The sequence below is a fragment of the Hymenobacter coccineus genome (genome assembly GCF_001816125.1).
In the GTDB taxonomy this organism is placed as follows: domain Bacteria; phylum Bacteroidota; class Bacteroidia; order Cytophagales; family Hymenobacteraceae; genus Hymenobacter; species Hymenobacter coccineus.
The window spans coordinates 1-23342 of sequence record NZ_MDZA01000320.1 but is presented as its reverse complement, the minus strand read 5'-3'; the positions used below and the strand labels follow the sequence as shown (position 1 = coordinate 23342).

Below are 23342 nucleotides of genomic sequence, written 5' to 3'. Positions count from 1 at the left end.
TCCGTTTCACATGTTGCTCGCGCTAGCGCATGGCGATGCCTGCCTGCGTGAGGCGCTGGTAGATGCCGGACAGTAGCTCGCTTTTCAGGGCTTGCTCCTGGCGGATGTTGTTGATCCAGAACAGGGCCTTGAGGTCGTAGCCGGTGACGGTGACGTTGCTGAGCAGGATTTCGGGGGCGACTTTGTGCAGCGTGTTGGGGTTCTGGAGGATTTCCTCGCTGATGATTTGGCGGGCTTGGTCCAGGTCGATGTCGGGGCCCAGGTTGAGGGCCATCTCGGTGCGGATGTGGTTGTTGCTCAGCGTCCAGTTGATGACGTGGTTGGAGAGCAGGTCGCCGTTGGGCAGAATAATTTCGGACCCGGCCTGCGAAATGAGCTTGCTGGCTCGGATGCCGATGTCCTTCACCCGGCCGGTTTGGCCCTTCACCTCGATGTAGTCGCCCACCTGAAACGGCCGCTCGAAGATGAGGATAACGCCCGACACCAGGTTGTTGATGATGTTTTGCAGGCCCAGGCCGATGCCCACGCCCAGGGCCCCCAGGACGATGGCAATCTTATCGACGGGTAGCCCCGACGCCAGCGTGGCCACAAACAGCCCCACCGCCAGGATGGCCAGCCGGATGGCCACCATCCAGGAGCCCTTGCGGTCGGTATCGACGTTGAACTCGTCGTCGGTTTCGCCAAAAAAGTAGCCCACGTACTTCTGGAGCTGCACCGTGAGAATGATGACCCCAAAGAAAAGCAGCACGTTGCCGAGCGTGAAGGTGGTGCTGCCGAGCTGGTGCGGGGCCGTGAGGGCGCGCCCGATGAGGCGGTAAAACAGGTTGTACAGGTTCAGGTTGGCCGTGAACAGCATCAGCCAGAGCAGGCCCACCACCGCCGTCAGGGCCTTGCGCAGGGCGCTTTCCATCTTGCCGAAACTGAAGCGCGTGCCCAGCCCACCCGCCTGCCGGCTGCGCTGCACTTGCAGGAAAAACGCCTCCGTGACCACCCGCACGAAGGCCGACAGCGCCACGCCCTGCGTGAGGCCCACGAGGGCCGCCGCGGTAAACATCTTGGCCAGGCTGACGCGGCCGAAGGCGTTGGCCAGCACGGCCAGCGCGTTCAGGCCCACAAACAGCAGCGCCACCGGCCGCACGAAGCCCGCCAGCAGCTTGCGGCGCTGCAAGTAGCGCCAGAAAAAGTAGCCCAGGGCCCCGGCGGCCACGTTCAGTAGCAGCGTGGCCCAGCGCATGCCCAGCCCGGGAGCACGCACGGCGTAGGCCACGTTCAGGGCAAAAAAGGCCACCACGATGCCCGCCCAGTACCAGAACAGCGGCCGCGGCCAGCTGCGCCAGCCCAGCACCGTGAGCGTGACCACCAGCAGCAGTTGCAGCAGGTCGGTGTAGGCTGCGGGCGGCTGCAAGTCGAAAAAAGGGGCCAGGCTGAACACCACCAGCAACGCGGCGGCTACCGGTATCGGCCGCAGGTAGTGCAGCCGGTGTTCGGGCAGCGCCCGCGGCGCGGCGGTCGCCGCCGCTGGGGCCCCGGTAGCAGCCGCGTCAGCACCAGCGGCCGCCGGCGAATTGGCCGCGGGGGCGTCGGCATTGGCCGCAATGGCTGCCCCGGCCGCCGTGTGGCGCAGGGCCCTGAAGTTGCGAAATACCCACCCGAAAAAGCCCACCGCCAGCAACACCATCCACACCCAATAGTCCCAGTGCTCGGTGAAGTAGTAGCCCAGCAGGCCACGCTGGGCCTGGTACGACTTGCGCACCAGCGCATTGGCCTGGGCGTCGGCGGCCACCACGCGGCCCGGGCGCCACAGCGGTGGCAGCTCGGCCCGGATGTTGCGGCGGTTGAAGCGTCCCATCTGCTCGCGCACCACGTCTTGCAGTTCCAGGGCCTGGATGTAGCCCTCCGACACCCGCGTTTGCAGGCCCGTTACCGACTGGCGGCGGCGAGCCAGCAGCTGGCGGGCGCGGTCTTCCTTGCCCGCCAGGCGCGCCAGGGCCCGGCCGATGGCCGTGGCCACGGGCGGCCGGTCGGCGGGCGGGGGCAACTGGGCCCCCAGCGTATCGAGGCGGGCCTGCTGGGCGGCCAGCTCTTTGCCGCCCGTGTTCAGGGCCGTGCGCCAGTCGCCCAGCCGCGTCTGCATGTCGGCCAGCAGCACGCGGTACATCTGCAACTGCTTCACGTCCACCACGTCGCCGTACTGGTCGAGGTTCTCGCGAATGGTTTCGAGGTTATCCTCCACCGCGGGCAAGTCCTCGCTCAGGTCCTGGGTATCGGAGTTGCGCCGCGCCGTGCCGTTGATGCGGCTGAGTACGAAATAGGCTTTTTCGATGCGCCGGGCCAGCGTATCGGGCAAGATGGGCGCGGCGGATAGGGCTTTTTGGACGGTGGCTTTGGGCTTGGCCGGGGCGGCTTGCAGTTGGCCTGACCATCCGATTAACCCGATCAATAGTAGACCTCTAAACAGCAACAAGCGCATCTATTATTTGATAGGCAATAATTTGTAATCAATATCATTATCAGGCCTGACAGCGTAGGCAACACGCCCGTTGTGAATTACAGACCAACTTTCATCAAAATCGTTGAACGGAGAGAAATCGTTAATTATTTGAATTTCCTGCCCATTGGAAAAATGAAATATCAAATCATTCCACTGCGAGAGTTTAATTGCGGTAACCACTGCCTCGTGAAACATTGCTAACCCAGGAGCTAGAATTTCATCAGAATCATCGTGCCAACTAAGCAGTATTTGATTACCCTTCACAACTCGCCACGCACAATAAACCATTAAGGAAAACTCTCCTTGGGTTTTATTATTTGGTAATTCTGGGCCAAACTGGAGAGTAAAAATTGAGCCTGTACCGTTACCGGCTCTGCTTCGCCAAGCAGGCTTACCCACGAGTTGATTGAGCAACTCGCGCAACGCATCGTTAGTAATGGCAATAATTTCTGACATAAATTAAAAAAAACGCGGCCCCTTTCGAAGCCGCGTTTCGCTAAATCAGTCAATTTTGAGCACCGCCAGAAAGGCTTCTTGCGGGATTTCCACCGAGCCCACGGTGCGCATCCGTTTTTTGCCTTCCTTCTGCTTTTCGAGCAGCTTGCGCTTGCGGCTGATGTCGCCGCCGTAGCACTTGGCAATCACGTTTTTGCGCAGGGCCTTGATGGTTTCGCGGGCGATAATTTTCTGCCCGATGCTGGCCTGGATGGCGATGTCGAACATCTGGCGGGGCAGCAGCTCGCGCAGCTTTTCGCAGAGGCGGCGGCCCCAGTCGTAGCTCTTGGAGCGGTGCACGATGGCCGAGAGGGCGTCTACCTTCTCGCCGTTCAGCATCACGTCCAGCTTCACCATGTCCGACTCGCGGAAGCCGATCAGCTCATAATCAAGCGAAGCGTAGCCACGGCTGATGGTTTTGAGCTTGTCGAAGAAGTCGAACACGATTTCCGAGAGCGGCAGCTCGAAGCTCATTTCCACCCGCTCGGAGGTCAGGTACGACTGCCCTTTGATGATGCCGCGCTTCTCCATGCACAGCGTGATGATGGGCCCCACGTACTCCGAAGCGGTGATAATCTGCGCTTTGATATACGGCTCCTCGATGGTTTTTATCAGGTTCGGCTCGGGCATTTCGCTCGGCGCGTTGATGGTCAGGAGCTGGTCTTTGGTCCCGGTGGCGTGGAACTGCACGCTCGGCACCGTGGTGATGACCGTCATGTTGAACTCGCGCTCCAGGCGCTCCTGCACGATTTCCATGTGCAGCATGCCCAGGAAGCCGCAGCGGAAGCCGAAACCCAGCGCCACCGACGTTTCGGGCTCCCACACCAGCGAGGCGTCGTTGAGCTGGAGCTTTTCCATGCTCGAACGCAGCTCCTCGTACTCGGTAGTATCCACCGGGTAGATGCCGGCAAATACCATCGGCTTCACGTCGGCGAAGCCCTGGATGGCTTCCGGCGTAGGGTTGTGCACATGGGTAATCGTGTCGCCCACCTTCACCTCGCGGGCCTCCTTGATGCCCGAGATGAGGTAGCCCACGTTGCCGGCCTCCATTACCTGGCGCGGCTCCTGGTTGAGGCCCAGGATGCCGATTTCGTCGGCGCCATACTCCTTGCCCGTGGCCATGAAGCGGAGCTTGTCGCCCTTCTTCATCACCCCGTTCTTGATGCGGAACAGCACTTCAATGCCGCGGTATGAATTGAATACCGAGTCGAAAATCAGCGCTTGCAGTGGGGCCTCGGGGTCGCCCTTAGGGGCCGGCACGCGCTCCACAATGGCGTTCAGGATGGCCTCGATGCCGATGCCGGCCTTGCCCGAGGCGTGGATGATGTCTTCCGGTTTGCAGCCAATCAGGTCCACAATCTCGTCGGTCACCTCCTCCGGCATGGCGTGCGGCAGGTCGATTTTGTTGAGCACCGGAATGATTTCCAGATCAGCCCCGATGGCGAGGTAGAGGTTGGAAATCGTCTGGGCCTCAATGCCCTGCGAGGCGTCCACTATCAGCAGGGCCCCTTCGCAGGCGGCAATGCTGCGGCTCACTTCGTAGCTAAAATCGACGTGGCCGGGGGTGTCGATCAGGTTCAGCGTGTAAATCTCCCCTTTGTAGGGAAACTGCATCTGGATGGCGTGGCTCTTGATGGTGATGCCCCGCTCGCGTTCCAGGTCCATGTTGTCGAGCAACTGGGCCTGCATGTCGCGCTTGGCCACGGTGCTCGTGAACTCCAGGAGCCGGTCGGCCAGTGTGCTTTTGCCGTGGTCGATGTGGGCGATGATGCAGAAATTGCGGATATTCTTCACAGGAAGCGGTTTTTAAGACAACGAAGGTACGGCGAAAGCAATGCCAATTGGCCGGTAGTGCGGGGCTGGGCCGGGCTGCCGGCTTTTCGCCGGCTGCCCGGTAATCGTTGAACAACCGGGGTTGAATCGTTGCGGCGGCCCGACCGGCAGTTTGGGGCCCCAGGGAAACCGGGCGTTGTTTCAACGATTACCGGGCAGCCGGCGAAAAGCCGGCAGCCCGGGTCGTTCCCGGGGCCCCAAGTGCCACCTTACGCCACCAGTTGGTTGCAGCCGCGCACGTCCGAATTATCCATGCGGCCCAGCACTTCAAACGAGCCGTCGGGGTGCTGCACGGCTAAATCTTTGGTTTCGATGAAGGCGCACGAGTCGATGTTAGCCAAGTCGATAACGTTGATAGCGCCGTCGGGCCGGCGCTCGGCCACGTCGAACGGGTCGGCGGGGTCGCGCAGCAGCACGCGCAGCGGCGGCGGTGCGTGGAAACGCCCATCGCCGAGCGAGTAGGCCTGGCTGAGCAGCTCCGTCATGCCGTACTCGGAGTGGATGCCGGCGGGCCCGAACGCCTGCTGCAGTTCCTGGTGCAGCTCCTCGCGGATGAGCTCGCGGCGGCGGCCCTTCATGCCCCCGGTTTCGAGTACCGTCAGGCCCTGCAGCTCGGGCGCGAGGCCCGCTTCGGCAGCCAAATCCAGCAATGCGTAGCTCACGCCGATGAGTAGCACGCGGCGGCCGGGTACCTGCTGGGCTTCAGCCAGGGCCCGGCGCAGGGCCCCGTGGTCGTGCAGAAAAAACGCGGGCTGCGCCTGCCCCGAACGTTGGGCAAAGTCGTCGACCATCGCCACCAGCGACGACTGCCCCTGCTCCAGGTACGAGGGCAGCAGGGCTAGGAACGTCCAGCCGGTGAGGGGCCCGTAGAACTGCTCGAAGATGCGAGCGGCGTTGTCGCGGTACAGCTGCGGGTCGCGCAGCAGATGGCGGCTACGCTGCTGGCGGGTGGTGCCGCTGCTCAGGAATTCTTCCTGGGGGGCCCACTCGTCGGGCTCGGTGCGCACGTCGTGGGTTTTGAAGAACTCGATGGGCAGGAACGGGATGTCGGCCAGGGCCCCCACGGCGGCGGGGGCGCGGCCCAGCTGGCGCAGGTAGGCGGCGTAGGGCGGGCAGTGGGTGGCCTGGTGGCGGAACAGGGCCAGGGCCGCCGCCTCGAAGGTGGCGGCCGACACAGCGGGCAGCTGGCGCAGGAATTCGGCGCGGAAACTCATTGGCAGGCGAAGGGGTTAGCAGGGCACAACAAAACCACGTCGGCTTCGTTGCGAAAAACGTACATTCGGGCCACTTTTGGGGCCCCGGGTTGCGTTCACTTTCGTCTTTTCACGCTTCTATGCGCACTTTATTCTACTCGCTGCGCCTGGCTGGGCTACTGGCCGTTGCGGCCGGGGCCGTCAGCAGCTGCCTCAACCCGCCCGACTATTCCACCACGCCATCCATCGACGACGCGCAGCTTACTTCCACGCGCCTGGGCACGGGCGGGGCCCGGCGCGACTCGATGATTATCGCCTTGACATACCAGGACGGCAACGGCGACCTGGGCTTGTCCGACGCGGATATTGCTGGTCCGTTTGCCAGCAACCCCCAGAATTACTTTTTGCAGCCGCAACTGTACGATATATCCAGCAAACAGTTTGTCGATTTCACGAATAGCACCATCCCGCTGGGCCGGTACAACGGCCGCTACCCGCGCATCACGGCCGATGGCACCAAGGAGGCCCCGGTGAAGGGTACGCTCCAGTACGGCCAGGCCTTTCTGCTCGGCTCGCCCTTCCTGCCCGGGCAGGAGGTGCGCTTCGTAGTCAGCATCCAGGACCGGGCCCTGAACCGGAGCAACGTAGTGACCACCAACAGCATAATCATCCCGTAGGACCCCTAATTAACGATAAGAACGGCCGCTTCCCGCTGGGGAGGCGGCGTTTTTAGTGATGTAGCTTGGACTTTGTAGTCCGAGCGCGAGCGCAGCGAGCAATGCCGGCAGCAAGATTGCAGGCACGGCCCAGCAACGGCACTGTTCGCTGCGCTCGCGCTCGGACTACAAAGTCCAAGCTACAACCGCTCTAGTAGATATCCGGAAACCGCTCTGGGTCGGCTTCGCTGAGCAGGGCGTAGGCAGCGTCGAACACGTCCTCCACGTTGGGCTTGCTGAAATAATCGCCGTCGGAGCTGTAGGCGGGGCGGTGGGCCTGGGCCGAGAGGCAGCGCGGGGCGGCATCAAGCAGTTGGTAGCCGTTTTGCTCGTCGATGACGTGCTGGAGCATGAAGGCCGAGGCCCCACCGGGCACGTCCTCGTCGGCGAAAAGCACGCGGCCGGTTTTGCGCAGGCTATCGGCGATGAGGTGCTCGGTGTCGAAGGGCAGCAAGGTTTGCACGTCAATTACTTCGGCCGAAATGCCCTCGGCGGCCAGCTGGGCGGCGGCCTCCAGTACCACCCGGCACATCGAGCCGTAGGTGACGATGGTGACGTCGGTGCCGGCGCGCAGCACCTCGGGGCGGCCCAGCGGCAGCGTGAACTCGCCCACGTTGGCGGGCATGGTTTCCTTGAGGCGGTAGCCGTTCAGGCACTCCACCACCACGGCCGGCTCGTCGCTCCGCAGCAGCGTGTTGTAGAAGCCGGCGGCGCGGGTCATGTCGCGGGGCACGCACACGTGGATGCCGCGCAGCGTGGTGAGCAGCAGGCCCATGGGCGAGCCCGAGTGCCAGATGCCCTCCAGCCGGTGGCCGCGGGTGCGCACAATCAGGGGGGCCTTCTGGCCGCCCTTGGTGCGGTACTGGAGGCAGGCGAGGTCGTCGCTCAGAATCTGCACCGCATACAGCAAATAGTCGAGGTACTGAATCTCGGTGATGGGGCGCAGCCCGCGCAAAGCCGCGCCAATGCCCTGCCCGACGATGGTGCACTCGCGGATACCGGTGTCGGTCACGCGCAGCTCGCCAAACTTCTCCTGCAAGCCGGCAAAGGCCTGGTTCACGTCGCCGATCTGGCCCACGTCCTCGCCGATGGCGAAGATGCGCGGGTCGCGCTCGAAGTTGGCCGTGAAGCATGCTTGCAGCACCTCGCGGCCGTCCACCTGCGGGGCCCCATCGGCGTAGGCCACGGGCACCTCGTCGATGTTGCCCACGGCTTCCGCACTCTGGCTGAAGAGGTTGGCGTTGTAGCGGTCGGCGTTTTCGCCTTGCAGCTGCTCCAGGTACTGCTGCACGGCGCGGCGGCCGGGGTGGCGCAGGCCGCGCACCTGGCGCAGGGCCTGGCGCAGGGTGCGCACGCTGTCGGCGCGGATGGGCGCGGGGTTGGTACGCAGCCGGTTCACGGTTTCGGCCAGGGCGTGCTCGGTGCCGGTGGCTTTTACCAGGCGGTCGAGCAGGGCCACGGTTGCGTCGCGCTCGTCCTTGATGGGGTCCACAAAGGCCTTCCAGGCGGCGGTGCGCGCCCGCTTCACGGTGGTGGCGGCGTCCTTTTCGAGGGCATCGAGCTCGTCGGCCGTGGCGTGGCCCTCGGCCAGCAGCCAATTGCGCATCTTCAGCAGGCAGTCGTGCTTTTCTTCCCACAGCAGGCGGCTTTTGGGCTTATAGCGCTCGTGCGAGCCGCTGGTGCTGTGGCCCTGGGGCTGGGTGAGCTCGGTGACGTGGAAGAGCACGGGCACGTGCTGGGTGCGGCACACGGCGGCGGCGCGCTGGTAAGCGTCCACCAGGGCGGGGTAGTCCCAGCCCTTCACCTCAAAAATCTCGAAGCCGGGCTCCCCTTCCCCTTCGCGCTGCAACCCGGCCATCATGGCCGAAATGCTTTGCTTGGTGGTGTGGTACTTGGCGGGCACCGAGATGCCGTAGTGGTCGTCCCACACGCTCACCAGCAGCGGAATCTGGAGCACGCCGGCCGCGTTCAGGGCCTCAAAAAACATGCCCTCCGAGGTACTGGCGTTGCCGATGGTGCCAAACGCCACCTCGTTGCCGTTCACCGAAAAGTCGCTGAACGGGTGCAGCGCGGGATTGAGGCGGTAGAGCTTACTGGCGTAGGCCAGGCCCACGAGGCGCGGCATTTGGGCGGCGGTGGGCGAGATGTCGGCTGAGGAGTTCTTGGTCGCGGTCTGGGGCTTGAAGAGGCCTTCGTCGTCGAGCAGGCGGGTGCCGAAGTGGCCGTTCATGGCGCGGCCGGCGGTGGAGGGCTCGGCCTCCACGTCGGGGTTGGCGTAGAGCTGGGCGAAGTACTGCTGCCAGGTTAGCTCGCCGATGGCCACCATAAAGGTTTGGTCGCGGTAGTAACCGGCGCGGAAGTCGCCGTTCTGAAAGGCGCGGGCCATGGCCAGCTGGGGCAGCTCCTTGCCATCGCCAAAAATACCAAACTTGGCCTTGCCCATGAATACTTCCTTGCGGCCCGCCAGCGAGGCGTGCCGGCTCTCCCACCCCAAGCGGTAGTCGTGCAGAAAATCGGCCGGGGCCAGGGCGGCCGTGGGGGCCGGAGCGATGAGTTCGGCGGTGGGCATGGGCAGAGGGACTTGAGTGGAGCGGGTGGGACGGGGGGAAGGGCGATGCGGCCGGAGCCGGGGCAAAAATAGGGCATCGGGGGCGGGCGCGCCGGTGGGCAGGGCCCCCATGTATATTTGCCTGTCCTGCAAGCAGCTGTGGCTTGCCGCCGCCGGCCGGCCGTTTCACCTTGTAATACTTTGTGTATGAAATACCTTTTCGCCCTCGTTTTGTTGGCCGGGGCCCTGGGGGCCCGGGCCCAGGGCGTGCTCACGTTCGAGCGCGACCTGCACGATTTCGGGGCCGTGCCGGAGGGCACGATGGCCGCCCACGAGTTCCGGTTTAAGAACACCGGCAACCAGCCCGTGGTCATCGCCAACGTGCAGGCCAGCTGCGGCTGCACCACCCCCGACTGGACGAAAACACCGGTGCTGCCCGGCAAGTCCGGCATCGTGCGGGCCGTGTACAGCAGCGCCGGCCGCCCCGGCGTGTTCAGCAAAACCGTAACCGTGACCAGCAACGCCGCCGAGCCCAGCCACGTGCTCACCATCAAAGGCACGGTGTTGACCAAGGACAAGCAGAAGAAAACCCTGACGCCCGCCGAAATTGCCCGCTCGCCGCGCCTGGTGATTGAGGGGGCCCCGGCGCACGACTTCGGCCGGCTCGAAAGCGGGCAGCAGCTGAGCGCCCGCTTCGTGGTGCACAACGCCGGCAAGAGCCCGCTCGTGTTGGGGGCCCTGGGCAGTGCCTGCTACTGCGTGGGCTACAAGGTGCCGCCCGCCCCCATCGCCCCCGGCCAAAGCGCCACCGTGGAACTGGTGTACGCTCCGCGCCAGCTGGGGCCCCTAGCCGACGTGGTGACGCTGCAATCGAACGACGTGGCCTCGGCCGGCGACGCCAAGCTCACGCTGCGCGCCACCGTGGTGCGCACCCTCGCCCCCGAAAGCCTCGTAAAGGAAAGCGGCACCGCCGTGCCGTTTAAATAACCTCTTCCCCTTTTTATGCCTTCCCAATACCTCCCCGCCGCGGGCCGCTACCAGGCCCTGCCCTACCGCCGCTGCGGCAAAAGCAGCCTCAAGCTGCCCGCCATTTCGCTGGGCCTCTGGCACAATTTCGGCGACGTGGACGCGCTGGCCACTGGCCGCGAAACGCTGCACCTGGCCTTCGACAACGGCATCACCCACTTCGATCTGGCCAACAACTACGGCCCGCCCCCCGGCTCGGCTGAGCTGAATTTTGGCAAGGTGCTGGCCCAGGATTTTGCCGCGTACCGCGACGAGCTCATCATCTCAACCAAGGCCGGTTACAACATGTGGGAGGGCCCCTACGGCGAGTGGGGCTCGCGCAAGTACCTGCTAGCCAGCCTAGACCAGAGCCTCAAGCGCATGGGCCTGGAATACGTCGATATCTTCTATCACCACCGACCCGACCCCGATACGCCGCTGGAGGAAAGCATGGGGGCCCTGGCCCACGCCGTGCGCCAGGGCAAGGCCCTATACGTGGGCCTGTCGAACTACGGGCCCGAGGAGGCGCAAAAAGCCATCGGCCTGCTGCGCGAAATGGGCACGCCCTGCCTCATCCACCAGCCCAAGTACTCGATGCTGGTGCGCGACCCGGAGGAAGGCCTGCTCGACGTGCTGGGCGCGGAGGGCGTCGGGTGCATCCCGTTCTCGCCCCTGGCCCAGGGCCTGCTGTCGGATAAGTATTTAAAGGGCATTCCCGACGACTCGCGGGCGGCGAGCAGCACGGGCTTTTTGCAGCGCGAGCAGGTGACGCCCGCCGTGGTGGCCCAGCTCCAGCAGCTCAACACCGTGGCCCAGGCCCGCGGCCAAAGCCTGGCCCAAATGGCCCTGGCCTGGCTGCTGAAGGACGACCGGGTGACGTCCGTGCTGGTAGGAGCCAGCCGCCCCGCCCAACTTGCTGACTCGCTGCACTGCCTCCAGAACCTGGATTTTAGCACCGACGAGCTGGCCCGCATCGAGCAGATATTGCAGCCAGCGGCAGAAGCCGCGGCTTAGCCACCTGATTAGTTAGGGCCCCAAGCAGTGCTTGGGGGCCCTATTTTTTGTATCGAACACTCATTAACCGAACCCATGGCTGAACCATTGGCGGACTACACCGCGCCCGTCGGGGCCAAAGTGGGCCACGTGCACTTGCAAGTCACCGACCTCGACCGGTCCTTGGCCTTTTACCAGGGCCTGCTGGGCTTTGAGTTGCAGCAGCGCTACGGCGAGCAGGCGGCCTTTTTGGGGGCCGGGGGCTACCACCACCACATCGGGCTGAACACCTGGAACAGCCTAAATGGGGCCCCGGCGCGCACCCAAGGCGCTGCGGGCCTCTACCACGCGGCCCTGCTCTACCCCACCCGCACCGACCTGGGCCGCGTGGTGGGCCGGCTGGTGGCCGCCGGCTACCCGCTGCGCGGCTCGGCCGACCACGGCGTGTCAGAGGCTGTGTACCTCAACGACCCCGACGGCAACGGCCTGGAGCTGTACTGGGACCGGCCCCGCGCCGAGTGGCCCCGCGACGCGGCCGGCGGCATCGCCATGTACACCCAGCCGCTCGACCTGGGGGCCCTGGTGGTCGCGGGCGAAATGCCCAGCTAGCGGGCGGCACTTTTGGCCGCCCCGGGCCGTTGGGGCCCTATCTTTACGGGGCGTCTTCGCGCTTCCTTTATCCTCTCTCACCCCACCCCGCTTTGTTATGATTATCGGCGTTCCTAAAGAAATTAAAAACAACGAAAACCGCGTAGGCCTCACCCCTGCCGGCGTGGCCGAGCTGCGCAAGCACGGCCACTCGCTGCTGGTGCAAGCTGGCGCGGGCACGGGCAGCGGCTTCGATGACGCCGAGTACGAGCAGGCGGGCGCCGTGTTGCTGCCCACCATTGCCGACGTGTACGGGCAGGCCGAGATGATTGTGAAGGTGAAGGAGCCCATTGCCGAGGAGTACCCGCTCATCAAGGAGAACCAGCTGCTGTTCACCTACTTCCACTTCGCCAGCGGCGAGGAGCTGACGCACGCCATGATCGAGCGCAAGGCCGTGTGCCTGGCCTACGAAACCGTGGAGCTGCCCAGCCGCGCCCTGCCCCTGCTCATTCCGATGAGCGAAGTGGCCGGCCGCATGGCCCCCCAGGAAGGCGCCAAGTACCTGGAGAAACCCCTCAAAGGCCGCGGCATCCTGCTCGGCGGCGTACCCGGCGTGAAGCCGGCGCACGTGCTGGTGCTCGGCGCGGGCATCGTGGGCACGCAGGCCGCCAAAATTGCCGCGGGCCTGGGGGCCCAGGTCACCATCATGGACATCAACCTGAACCGCCTGCGCGAGCTGGACGACTTCATGCCCAAAAACGTGGTGACGCAATATTCCAACGAATACAACATCCGCGAAGCCATCAAAACCACCGACCTCGTGGTGGGCGCCGTGCTGATTCCGGGCGCCAAGGCCCCGCACCTCATCACGCGCGACATGCTGAAAACCATGCGCCCCGGCACCGTGCTCGTGGACGTGGCCGTGGACCAAGGCGGCTGCATCGAAACCTGCCGCCCCACCACCCACGAAGACCCGACCTTCATCATCGACGACGTGGTGCACTACTGCGTGGCCAACATGCCCGGCGCGGTGCCCTACACCTCCACCCTGGCCCTCACCAACGCCACGCTGCCCTACGCCGTGAAGCTGGCCAACTTGGGCTGGCAGGAAGCCTGCCGCCGCGACGGGGCCCTGCGCCTCGGCCTGAACGTGGTGCGCGGCGAAGTGGTGTACCAGGGCGTGGCCGACGCCTGGAACCTGCCCCTGGTGGACGTAGCCCACGTGCTGGAGCCGGTAACGGCGTAGCTTGCCTTAGTAGAAACCCGGTAGTTTTTGCAACAGAAAAGGCCTCCCCGATATAGCATCGGGGAGGCCTTTTCTGTTGCATTTTGGCCTTACCTATCAAGCAGGTGGTGGCCGCAGCAAGGCATCTACCTGCGGCCTTGCGGTTCCCGACGGGAGGCCCGGTGCTGGGGCCCCCAGCGGATGGTTTGTCCAGTTTATAGCACAACTCACCGAAAGCAAAAACCCGCTCGGCAATTGTTTGCCGAGCGGGTTTTTGCTTTCAGGGGCTGCTTAGTTCCAGCCGCCGCCCAGGGCCCGGTACACGTTCACCGTGGCATTGAGCTGCTTCATCTTGGTTTCGGTCAGGTCGAAGCGGGCGTTTAGGGCGTCGCGCTGGGTGAAGAGAACCTCCGTGTAGTCGGCCCGTACCGACCGAAAAAGGCTGTTGGAGATGCGGATGGACAGGCTCAGGGCCTGCACTTCCTTCAGCTTGGCCTCGTAGCCCTGCTCTAGGTTGTTGATGTTGGAAAGCTGGTTGGCCACCTCGATGTAGGCGTTCAGCACGGTGCGCTCGTAGTTGTACACGGCTTGCAGCTGCAAGGCATTGGCGCTGGAGTACAGGGCTTTGATGCCGTTGCGGTTGATGAGCGGGGCCGATAAGTCGCCAGCTATGGAGTACAACAGGGCCCCCGGCGTGGTAAAGAGCAAGCCGGGCTTGAACGCCCCAAACCCCACCCCGCCGGAAATGCCCAGCGACGGGTAGAAATTGGCGCGCGCCACCTGCACGTCGAGCTTGGCGGCCACCAGCTGCTGCTCGGCCTGCCGGATGTCGGGCCGGTTGCTGAGCAGCTGCGCCGGAATGCCGGCCTGCATGGTTTTGGGCACCAAGTTGCTGAATTCCGCGTCGTTGCGTACGATGGGCTGCGGGAAGCGGCCCAGCAAAAAATTGATGCGGTTTTCGGTTTCGGTGATGCGCTGCCGGGTGGTGAACTGCTGGGCAATGGTGTTCTGAATCTGGGCCTCGAAGCGCTTCACGGCCAGCTCGGTTACCCGGGCGGCCTCTTTCTCCTGCCGCACCACGCGCAGCGCATTGTCCTGAATTTCAATGTTCTGCTGCAAAATGAGCAGTTGGTTGTCCAGCGCCAGCAGCTCGTAGTACGAGGTGGCAATCTCGGCAATCAGGTTCGTCACCATGAAGTTCCGGCCTTCCACCGACGCCAGGTAGCGGGTGGCGGCCGATTTGCGGGCGTTGCGCAGCTTGTGCCAGATGTCCACCTCCCAGCTGGCATAGGCCCCCAGCTGGAAGTTACCCAGCGGGTCAGGCGTGCGGCGGTCGGGCTGGATGTTGATTTGGTCCTCCGTAGCGCCCTGGATGGTGTAGCGGCTCACGCGGTCGAGGGCCGCCTGGCCCCCCAACGTCACCGAGGGCAGGTACTCGCCCTTGCGGACTTGGATCTCGTTACGGGCAATTTGGAGTTCCTGCTGCGTGATGTTCAACTCCTGGTTGCGTTGCAGGGCGCTGTCGATCAGGGCGGTCAGGTTGGGATCGGTAAAGAATTCCTGCCACCGCACTTTGGCGGTGCTGAGGGTATCCTGGGTGCTGTTGTTGTAGGTGGTGGGCACGCTGCGGCGCACGTCGCGCGTAACCAATTGGGGCATTTTACAACCCGCTACCGCTAAGGCCAGAAAGGCGGCGCTCAGGCCTTGGTAGATGCGTTGCTTAAGCATAGGGCTCTGTTTCTTCAATTAATACGCGCTTCTCAACGCCTTCGAATACCGGGGATTCGTTTTCGTCCCGGATGAGCTTGCTGTCGCCGGCCAGGGTGCCGAAGAAGTAGTACAAACCCGGAATGATGATTACCCCGAACACGGTGCCGAACAGCATGCCGCCTAGGGCCGAGCTACCGATGGTGCGGTTGCCGATAGCCCCTGCCCCCGTGGCCACCACCAGCGGCACCAAGCCGGCGATAAAGGCAAACGAAGTCATCAGAATCGGGCGGAAACGTACCCGGGCCCCTTCGATGGCCGCGTCGCGCACCGACATGCCTTCTTCGTGCTTCAGGGCCGCGAATTCAACGATTAGTACGGCGTTCTTGCCAAGCAAGCCGACCAGCATCACGAGGCCTACTTGAGCGTAAATGTCGTTGGCCAAGCCAAACATCTTGATGAACAGGAACGACCCGAACACCCCCGCCACCAGGGAGAAAATTACCGCCAGCGGCAGCAGGAAGCTCTCGTACTGGGCGGCGAGTACCAGGTACACAAACACCAGCACGACGATGAAAATGATGGTCGATTCATTGCCGCGGCTCACTTCGTCTTTCGACAGGCCGCCCCAGTCGATGTCGTAGCCGTGGGGCAGCTCTTTGGCTACCTCCTGCACGGCTTTGATGGCCTCGCCGCTGCTGAAGCCCTCAGCCGCCCCGCCGCGGATAGAGGCGGTGGTGTACATGTTGTAGCGGTTGATTTCGTTAGCACCCTGCGACTTCACAATTTTCATGAAGGCCGAGAAAGGCACCATTTCTCCCTTGTCGTTTTTCGCCCACATGTTCAGGATGTCTTTGGGCAGCCGCCGGTATTCGGGCGAAGCCTGCACGTACACCTTGAAAAAGCGCTGATACTTGATGAAGCCCAGCTCGTAAGTCGAGCCCACCATGATGGAGAGCGTGTTCATGGCATTGCCGATGCTCACGCCCTTCTGCATGGCCAGTTCGTTATCAATCTTCAGTTCGTACTGCGGGTAATCGGCCGAGAAGAAGGTGAACAGACCCGCCAGCTCCTTGCGTTTCTTCAGCTTGGTCATAAATTCCTCGTTCACCTTTTCCAGCGCCTTGTAGTCGCCAGAGTTGGTTTTATCGAGCAATTGCAGCTGGAAGCCACCCGCCGCGCCGTAGCCCGGCACGGCCGGCGGCTCAAAGAATTCGATAGTCGCGCCCGGGATCTGCTTAGCCTTTTTCTCCAGGTTGCCCACGATGTCGGCAATGGATTCCTTGCGTTCCGACCACGGCTTCAAGTCAAGCAGCAGCGTGCCGGCGTTGGAGCCGCGGCCTTCGGTAAGCACTTCATAGCCGGCCAGCGAGGAGATGTTGGCAATGCCGGGAATGTCTTTGGCCAAGCTGGCCAGGCGTTGCGACACGGCGTTGGTTTGCTCCAGCGTGGTACCGGGCGGCGTCTGCACAATGGCGTAAATCAAGCCCTGGTCTTCGCTTGGAATAAAGCCGGCCGGCAGCTTGGCCGTGATGGCCCAGATGCCCAGCACAAACGCCCCCAGCATGGCGAATGTGACGAGGCGGTTGGCCACAATCCGCGACAGTAGGCCGGTGTAGGCATTAGTCAGCCGCTCAAACCCGCGGTTGAACCAGTCGAAGAAGCGCTGCATGGGCGTTTTCTTTTTGGGCTGGCCGTGGTGGTTTTTCAGAATCATGGCGCAGAGCACCGGCGTCAGCGTGAGGGCCACAAGGCCCGAAATCACAATGGCCGTGGCCATCGTAATGGAGAACTGGCGGTAAAAAATGCCCACCGGGCCGCTCATGAACGATACCGGAATAAATACGGCCGTCATCATCACGGTGATGGCAATGATGGCCCCGCTGATTTCGCCCACTACTTGCCGGACCGCGTTGTAGGGCGATAGGTGCTCTTCATCCATCTTGGCGTGCACGGCCTCAATCACCACAATGGCGTTATCAACCACGATGCCAATCGAAAGCACCAAGGCGAAGAGCGTAATCATGTTAATGGTCAAGCCAAACGCCTGCATGGCCATGAACGAGCCCACCAAAGACACTGGCACGGCCAACGCCGGAATCAGCGTCGAGCGCCAGTCGCCCAGGAACAAGTACACCACCAGCGCCACCAGAATAAAGGCGTCGCGCAAGGTGTGGATTACGTTTTCAATCGAAGCGTCGAGGAAATTCGACACGTCGTAGGTGATTTTGTAGTCCATGCCGGGCGGAAAGCTGCTTTTCTTCAGCTCTTCCAGCTTGGCTTTCACCTCCTTAATTACGTCGCTGGCGTTCGAGCCGTAGGTCTGCTTCAGCACGATGGCCGCCGACGGGTACTGGTTCAGGTTGGAGTAAATGTCGTAGAACTCCGAGCCCAATTCCACGCGGGCCACGTCTTTCAGGTGCAGGTTCTGGCCGTTGGCGTTAGCCCGCAGGATAACGTTTTGGTACTGCTGCACGTCATTGAAACGGCCTTGGTAGGAGAGCACGTATTCCAGCGACTGCGCCTGCCCGCCGTCGGAGCGGCCGATGCGGCCCGGCGAGCCAATTACGGACTGCTCATCCAGGGACTTCATCACGTCGTCGACCGAAATGTTGTAAGCCCGCATGCGGTCGGGCTTCAGCCAGATGCGCATGGCGTACTGCCGGCTGCCCAGAATACTGGCCCGGCCGATGCCGCCCAGGCGTTGCAGTTCCGGTATCATGTTCACGCCGGCGAAGTTGAAGAGGTACTTCATGTCCGTGTTCTTGTCCTTGCTGTACAAGTTCACGTACATCAGCATGTTGGGCACCACGCGGTTCACAATCACGCCCTCGCGCTGCACCAGCACCGGCAAGCGGTTGAGCACCTGCGCGATGCGGGTGTTCACGTTCACCACGGCCTGGTCGGGGTCGGTGCCCAGGTTGAACACAATCTGGATGTTGGCCTCGCCGGCGCTCACGGCGTCGGAGGTCATGTACTTCATGCCTGGCACCCCGTTCACGGCCTGTTCCAGCGGAATCAGCACCGACTCGGTGAGCACCTTGGCGCTAGCCCCGGGATAGGCCGCGCTTACCATTACCAGGGGCGGCGAAATCTCCGGAAACTGCGACGTAGGCAGCTTAAAGATAGCCAGTACGCCCATCAGGACGATGACCACCGAAATAACAATGGCAAATACTGGCCTGCGAATGAATTTACTAAACATATTCTGGCTATAGTATGTGGAATTCCTTACTCGCTGTACACTTTTAAGTGCGAGATAACCGTCTCCGGATCCTTATAGGTGTAGATTATCTTGTCGCCGTCCTTCACCTTGCGCAGGCCCTCCAGCAGTATTTTGTCCTGGCTGGTTATGCCGGATTTGATGACGTACAAATCGGGCATTTCGGAGGCGATGTTCACTTCCTTCTGGTGCACCACGCTGTTTTTGTCAACCACGTACACGTATTTCTTTTCCAAAATTTCGAACGTGGCTTTTTGCGGAATGAGCAGCACGTGTTTGAGCGGCACCGTCATGAGAATACTGCCGGTTTCACCGTTGCGCAGCAGCCCACCGGGGTTGGGGAAGGTGGCCCGAAAGGCGATGTTGCCAGTTTCGTTGTTGAAGTCGGCTTCGATGGTTTTGACCACGCCGGGGTATTTGAATACCTCGTTGTTGGCCATCAACAGCTTCACATTCACCACGTTGTCGGCCTTGGCTTGCTCCTCATAAGCCAGGTACTCGGCCTCGGGTACGTTGAAGTAAACCCACATTTTGCTGTTGTCGGAAAGCGTGGTGAGCAGGTCACCCTCGTTCACCACACTGCCCAGCCGGCCCTGGAAGTGGTCCATTATGCCACTGAACGGCGCTTTAATTGACGTGAATTGCAGGTGGGTCTGGGCCAGGGAAACGTCGGCCCGGGCCTTGTTGAGCTTGGCCTTGGACAGGGCCAACTCATTCTTTGACACGATGTTGCTATCGGCCAGGCTCTTCGTGTTCTTGTACTCAATGTCCACGTAGTTGGCCTCGGCCTGCGACTTCTGCAAGTCGGCTTGGTACACCAGCGGCGTAATCTGAAACATGGGCTGCCCCTTGGTCACGGCCTGGCCCTCGTCGACAAATATTTTCTGCAAATAGCCTTTCTCCAGGGCCCGCAGCTCGATGTGCTGGTAGGCGTGGATTTGGGCCACGTACTCCTTGGTAATTGTGGTGTCGGTAGCCAGCGGGCTGGTGGTGAGCAGCTTGATTTGCTCTTCTTTTTCCTCTGGTTTGCTGGAGCAGCCGGTGTTACACCACAGGGCCCCCAGGCTCATAAGCATGAATACTCTTTTCATAAAATCATTAAATACCATAAGTAGGCAATTGTGTAATCCCGGAAAAATATGGTTGAGAAATACGTGGCGCACTGGCGGCCAATAGCCAGCGGGTTCTGGTGGCTTTTGCCAAGGCGGTAGGCAATTTTGTGCGCGCTGGCCCCGTGGTAATAGCAGCTGTTGTTACTACCAGAGCAGCGCGTTCCATCTCTGCAATGGAATCCCCCAAATAGATTTTCTACATGCTAAGCAATCAGTTTTTCGAGCGGCCATGAGCCGTTGAACGCCAGTGAAAGGCTGGGGCTATTAAAAATCTGTGAGTGCTAGCCTATGGGAATGCGCCGAAGCTGTAGAACTAGTAACGCGGTTAGGTGATGCAAAACAAGCAGCATCACATTAAAAATACATGAAGTAAAAACTCAGATTGGTGCGAATAATGCGCACCTGTGCATCAACTGGTTTGGGGTTTTCTTCCACACTACCAGCCAGCTGGGGCCCCTATTCTACTTGGGTAGCCCGGTGCTGAAATACGGCGGGCGCACGACTAACCGAGGGTAGCAATACCTCCGTTAGTCGTGCGCCCGCAATAGTTAAATGCCGCAGCAGCGACTGTTACTCGGCCCGCAGCGCCACCGCTTGCCCGGCCAGCCCTGGGGCCCCCAGAGCCACGCCGATGGGGCCCGCGCCGGTGGCCTGCACGTACACCAGCAGCCGGCCTCGGTGGGCGCGGTGCCGGGGCGCGGCGTAGGTTTCGTGGCTGGCCAGGTCGCCGCTCTCGATGCCCAGCAGGCGGGCGGGGCCGGTGAGCGTGACCGTGATTTCGGTGGCGTCGTCGGGCACGGGCTTGCCGGCCTGGTCCACTACCTGCACCTCGATTTGGGCGAGGCCCTGCGCTTTGGCCGACAGGCTGTTGCGGTCGGGCTTGATCTGCAAGGCGGCGGGCGGGCCGGCGGTTTTTAGCACCGTCTCGCTCACCAACTGGTTGTTGCGGTAGCCGCGGGCCCGCAGCTCGCCGGCGGCATAGGGCACGTCCCAGGCGGGCAGGCGGCCGGCTTTCTTGCCTAACGATTGGCCGTTGAGCAGCAGTTCGGTGGCTTCGTTGGTGGTGTAGGCCACCACGCGCACCTGGCTGGCAACGGGCCAGTTCCAGGTGGCGGTGCCGCGGGGGCGGCGGCCGGCCGGGGCCCCCACGGCCGGCGCTTCGGCGGCGGCGAGGTAGAGCAGGGGCGCGCTCGTCCACAGGCTTTGGCGGAAGTAGTATTCGGGCTTGGGGAAGCCGGCCAGGTCGAGCAGGCCCGCGCCGTTGGCGCGCTGGGGCCACTTGCCGGCCTCGCCGAGGTAGTCGATGCCGGTCCACAGGTACTGGGCCGATACGTAGGCGTTGCTGTCCACGGCGGCCCAGGCAGCGGGGGCCATGCCGTTTTCGCTGCCGTAGATGATGCGCTGCGGGTACTGCTTGTGGTCCTCCGGGTAGCGGAATTCCTGGTAATTATAGCCCACCAAATCGAGCGCGGTGGGGTAGTCGGTGAAGTTCGACATGACCACACCGGCCAGGGCGGCCGTAACGGGTCGCGAGGCATCGGCTTGTTTCACCACGGCCACCAGGCGCTTGGCCAGGGGCCCCATCTCGCTGGCGGGCGGGTGGTTGGGCAGGTAGCCTTTCCCATAAATCTGGGGGTTGCGGCCGGTGTTGAGCACCTCGTGGGTGTAGGGGTCGTTGGGGTAGTCGATTTCGTTGCCGATGCTCCACATGATGATGCTGGGCCGGTTGCGGTTGCGCAGCACCATGTCGCGCAGGTCGCGGTCGCCCCACTCTTTGAAATACTCGTGCGAACCGTTTTGGCTGGGCGTGCCCACGTTCCAGCCGGCCACCCACTTGTTTTTGCCCCGCTCCCACTCGTCAAAGGCCTCGTCCATCACCAGGAAGCCCAGCCGGTCGCAGAGGCGGTAGAGGTAGTCGGCGTGCGGGTTGTGGCTCATGCGCAGCGAGTTGCAGCCCACGGCTTTCAGTGCCTTCAAGCGGCGCTCCCACACTTCGGGCGGCACGGCCACGCCCAAGGCCCCCGCATCGTCGTGAATGCAGACGCCCCGCAGCTTGGTGGGCTGCCCGTTGAGGAAAAAGCCCTGGTTGGCGTCGAAGCGGATGGTGCGCACGCCCACTTCCTCGGTCACCTCATCCACCGCCTGGCCCTGCACGGCCAGGCGCACGCGCAGCCGGTACAGGTTGGGCTGATCGGCCGACCATAAGGCGGGGTTTTTAATGGGTAGCCTGAGGCTGGCCGTCCCGTTAGCTTTGGGCTTGACGGTCAGCACCTTTTGCGCCGTGGCCACGGCCTGGCCCTTGGCATCGAGCAGCGTGCTTGTGACGGTAACGGCGGCGGCCGTGGCCGAGGCGTTGGTGAGGGCCACGGCTACCTGGCCGGTGGCGGCGCTGGCCGATACCTGCGGCGTGGTGAAGCCCACGCCCCACTGCTGCACGTGCACCGGCGCAGTGGCCAGCAAATACACGTTGCGGTAGATGCCCGAGCCTGTGTACCAGCGCGAATCGGCCACCTCGCTGTGGTCCACTTTCACCGCCAACACGTTAGGTCCGGCAGCTGATAAATAAGGGGTTAGCTCATACTGAAACGAAGCAAAGCCGCTGGGCCGCTTGCCCAAAAAGTGGCCGTTGAGCCACGCTTCGCTGTTTTTATACACCCCATCGAAGTAGATGGACACCTGCTTGCCGCGGTAGCCGGCGGGCAGCGCAAATGCCTTGCGGTACCAGCCCACGCCGCCCGGCAGGTAGCCCGTGGCGCTGGCCCACTCCTCGCTAAAGGGGCCCTCGATGCTCCAGTCGTGGGGCAGCTGCACGGCCCGCCAGGTGCGGTCGTCGGCCTGGGGCTGCTCCGCGCCGGGCGCGTCGCCGCGGTGAAATTTCCAGTCGGCATTGAACAGCTGCTGCTGGCGCTGGGCCGGGGCGGGGAGGTAGGCAAGCAGACCCAGCAGGGTGAGCAGCAGCATGCATTTTCTGGTCATTGCGAGTGGGGAGATAATTAAAAATGAAGAATTAAAAATTTTAAACTCACTATTTTAATTCTGAACTCACCATTTTTAATTCTTCATTTTTAATTTTTAATTCCGTAGGGCTTTCCAATCACCAGTTTATCGCCCGATAAATCGGCCTCAAACAGGCGCGGCACGCGGTGGTAGTTGCCCTTAACGTCCAGGTGGCTGTGCAGCACCAGCAGGTCCTTGCCCTCGAAGGTGCGGAAGAGCATGCCGTGGCCATAGTTGGGCGGCGTGATGGGGGCGGGCTCCTGCTGCCAGGGCCCCGCGAGCGTGCCGCTGGCCGAGTAGGCCACGCCCTGGGTGTACACGTCGTATATCCAGCTGGTCCAAAGCATGCCCAGCCGCCCGGTTTTGGTGCGAAACACCCAGGGGCCGTCGGTTACTTTATTGGGGCGCGCCGAGCCAGTGCGCGGGTTTTCGCGGCTCCAGGGCGAGTCACTGGCCCGGAACAGCACCTGCGCGGGGCCCTGCGTGCCGCTCAGGTCGGGCTTGAGGGCAATGCGCTCCACGGTGCCGTTCTGGTTTTGCAGCCATTCGTGGCAGTACACCAGGTAAGGCTTGCCGTCCTTATCCACCCAAAACGTGCCGTCCAGCGTCAGCTTGTTGGCCGGCAGGTACGTCGCGTCGCCGAAGGGCCGGTAGGGCCCCGCGGGCTGGTCGCTCCGCAGCACGTGGCTGGCCCGGCGCTCCAGCGGCTTGCCCTGCACCGTGTCGGCAGTGAGGGCCTTGTTTGTGAAGGTGGCGTAATAGTAGTACTTGCCTTTATACGAGTGAATTTCGGCGGCCCAAATCATGGGCCGGGGCCCCATCCAGGAGGTGGGGTCGGGCTGGGCTACCGGGGTGGGGCCGTCCCAGCTTTTCAGGTCTTTGCTTTGCCACAGCAGTCCGCCGGTGCCGGTCATGTAATAAGTATGGGTGCGCGCGTCGGCCAGGATAAACGGGTCGCTGAGCCTAATGGAATCCAGCGGCAAGTGCTGGCGGCGGGCCGGCACTGGCTGCTGGGCCAACGCGCCGGGCAGGTGCCCGCCGCCGAGCAGCGCCCCGGCCACCAAGGCACTTTTGAGAAAATTCATCGAAGAAAGCATGGGTGGGAAAGGAAGGAGGAACAGAAAGCAAGGGGCCCTAAAAGCGGGCCCTACCGGTTAGCGCAGCGCGCTCACCAGCGTCGTGACGGAGCGCGGGGCCACGGGCAGCACGCCACCCG

The 23342-nt window shown here is 62.7% G+C and carries 15 protein-coding genes; 5 read left to right on the top strand and 10 right to left on the bottom strand.

Annotation, left to right across the window (positions count from 1 at the left end; all coding sequences use genetic code 11):
- Nucleotides 1–22 precede the first annotated feature (22 nt).
- The 4 genes from BEN49_RS16715 to BEN49_RS16705 form a co-directional block, all read right to left on the bottom strand.
- Nucleotides 23–2347: a mechanosensitive ion channel family protein gene (locus tag BEN49_RS16715; RefSeq protein ID WP_125916960.1), complete on the bottom strand. Its 2325-nt coding sequence runs from the start codon at nt 2345–2347 to the stop codon at nt 23–25.
- A gap of 126 nt (nt 2348–2473) precedes the next feature.
- Nucleotides 2474–2947: a hypothetical protein gene (locus BEN49_RS27070; RefSeq protein ID WP_125916958.1), complete on the bottom strand. Its 474-nt coding sequence runs from the start codon at nt 2945–2947 to the stop codon at nt 2474–2476.
- A gap of 45 nt (nt 2948–2992) precedes the next feature.
- A complete protein-coding gene (lepA, locus tag BEN49_RS16710) occupies nt 2993–4780 on the bottom strand; it encodes a translation elongation factor 4 (RefSeq protein WP_070745373.1) in 1788 nt (595 codons plus the stop codon).
- A 248-nt stretch (nt 4781–5028) separates the two neighbouring features.
- Entirely contained in the window at nt 5029–6033 is a 1005-nt protein-coding gene (locus tag BEN49_RS16705; protein WP_070745370.1) for a long-chain-fatty-acid--protein ligase, read from the bottom strand.
- Nucleotides 6034–6152: 119 nt separating this feature from the next.
- On the opposite strand from BEN49_RS16705, the gene BEN49_RS16700 reads away from it, so the two are divergent.
- Complete coding sequence (locus BEN49_RS16700; protein WP_070745367.1) at nt 6153–6689, top strand: hypothetical protein; 537 nt, start codon at nt 6153–6155, stop codon at nt 6687–6689.
- Between the two features lie 190 nt (nt 6690–6879).
- Here BEN49_RS16700 and BEN49_RS16695 read toward each other — a convergent pair whose 3' ends face one another.
- Nucleotides 6880–9297 carry an alpha-ketoacid dehydrogenase subunit alpha/beta gene (locus BEN49_RS16695; RefSeq protein ID WP_070745365.1) on the bottom strand — a complete coding sequence of 806 codons (2418 nt, stop codon included), beginning with the start codon at nt 9295–9297 and terminating at the stop codon, nt 6880–6882.
- A gap of 186 nt (nt 9298–9483) precedes the next feature.
- Between BEN49_RS16695 and BEN49_RS16690 the strand changes: the two genes are divergently transcribed.
- The 4 genes from BEN49_RS16690 to ald all read left to right on the top strand — a co-directional run bounded on the left by BEN49_RS16690 (nt 9484) and on the right by ald (nt 13108).
- Nucleotides 9484–10263 (top strand): DUF1573 domain-containing protein, encoded by a 780-nt coding sequence (locus BEN49_RS16690; RefSeq protein ID WP_070745363.1) that lies wholly within the window; start codon nt 9484–9486, stop codon nt 10261–10263.
- Between the two features lie 15 nt (nt 10264–10278).
- Nucleotides 10279–11295, top strand: a complete 1017-nt coding sequence (mgrA, locus tag BEN49_RS16685) for an L-glyceraldehyde 3-phosphate reductase (protein WP_070745360.1) — start codon at nt 10279–10281, stop codon at nt 11293–11295.
- Nucleotides 11296–11370: 75 nt separating this feature from the next.
- On the top strand, nt 11371–11883 hold the full coding sequence (locus tag BEN49_RS16680; protein ID WP_070745357.1) for a VOC family protein: 513 nt from the start codon (nt 11371–11373) through the stop codon (nt 11881–11883).
- A gap of 97 nt (nt 11884–11980) precedes the next feature.
- Nucleotides 11981–13108, top strand: a complete 1128-nt coding sequence (ald, locus tag BEN49_RS16675; protein WP_070745355.1) for an alanine dehydrogenase — start codon at nt 11981–11983, stop codon at nt 13106–13108.
- A 270-nt stretch (nt 13109–13378) separates the two neighbouring features.
- Here the strand turns inward: ald and BEN49_RS16670 are convergent, their stop codons facing one another.
- From BEN49_RS16670 to BEN49_RS16650, 5 genes are all read right to left on the bottom strand, one after another.
- Entirely contained in the window at nt 13379–14815 is a 1437-nt protein-coding gene (locus BEN49_RS16670; RefSeq protein ID WP_070745352.1) for a TolC family protein, read from the bottom strand.
- Nucleotides 14808–17999 carry an efflux RND transporter permease subunit gene (locus BEN49_RS16665; protein WP_070745349.1) on the bottom strand — a complete coding sequence of 1064 codons (3192 nt, stop codon included), beginning with the start codon at nt 17997–17999 and terminating at the stop codon, nt 14808–14810. The genes BEN49_RS16670 and BEN49_RS16665 overlap by 8 nt, the downstream gene beginning before the upstream one ends.
- 26 nt (nt 18000–18025) lie before the next feature.
- A complete protein-coding gene (locus BEN49_RS16660; protein ID WP_070745402.1) occupies nt 18026–19108 on the bottom strand; it encodes an efflux RND transporter periplasmic adaptor subunit in 1083 nt (360 codons plus the stop codon).
- Nucleotides 19109–19699: 591 nt separating this feature from the next.
- Nucleotides 19700–22105: a glycoside hydrolase family 2 TIM barrel-domain containing protein gene (locus tag BEN49_RS16655; RefSeq protein WP_070745346.1), complete on the bottom strand. Its 2406-nt coding sequence runs from the start codon at nt 22103–22105 to the stop codon at nt 19700–19702.
- 89 nt (nt 22106–22194) lie between these two features.
- Nucleotides 22195–23223 carry a glycoside hydrolase family 43 protein gene (locus BEN49_RS16650; protein WP_083326197.1) on the bottom strand — a complete coding sequence of 343 codons (1029 nt, stop codon included), beginning with the start codon at nt 23221–23223 and terminating at the stop codon, nt 22195–22197.
- Nucleotides 23224–23342: the final 119 nt, after the last annotated feature.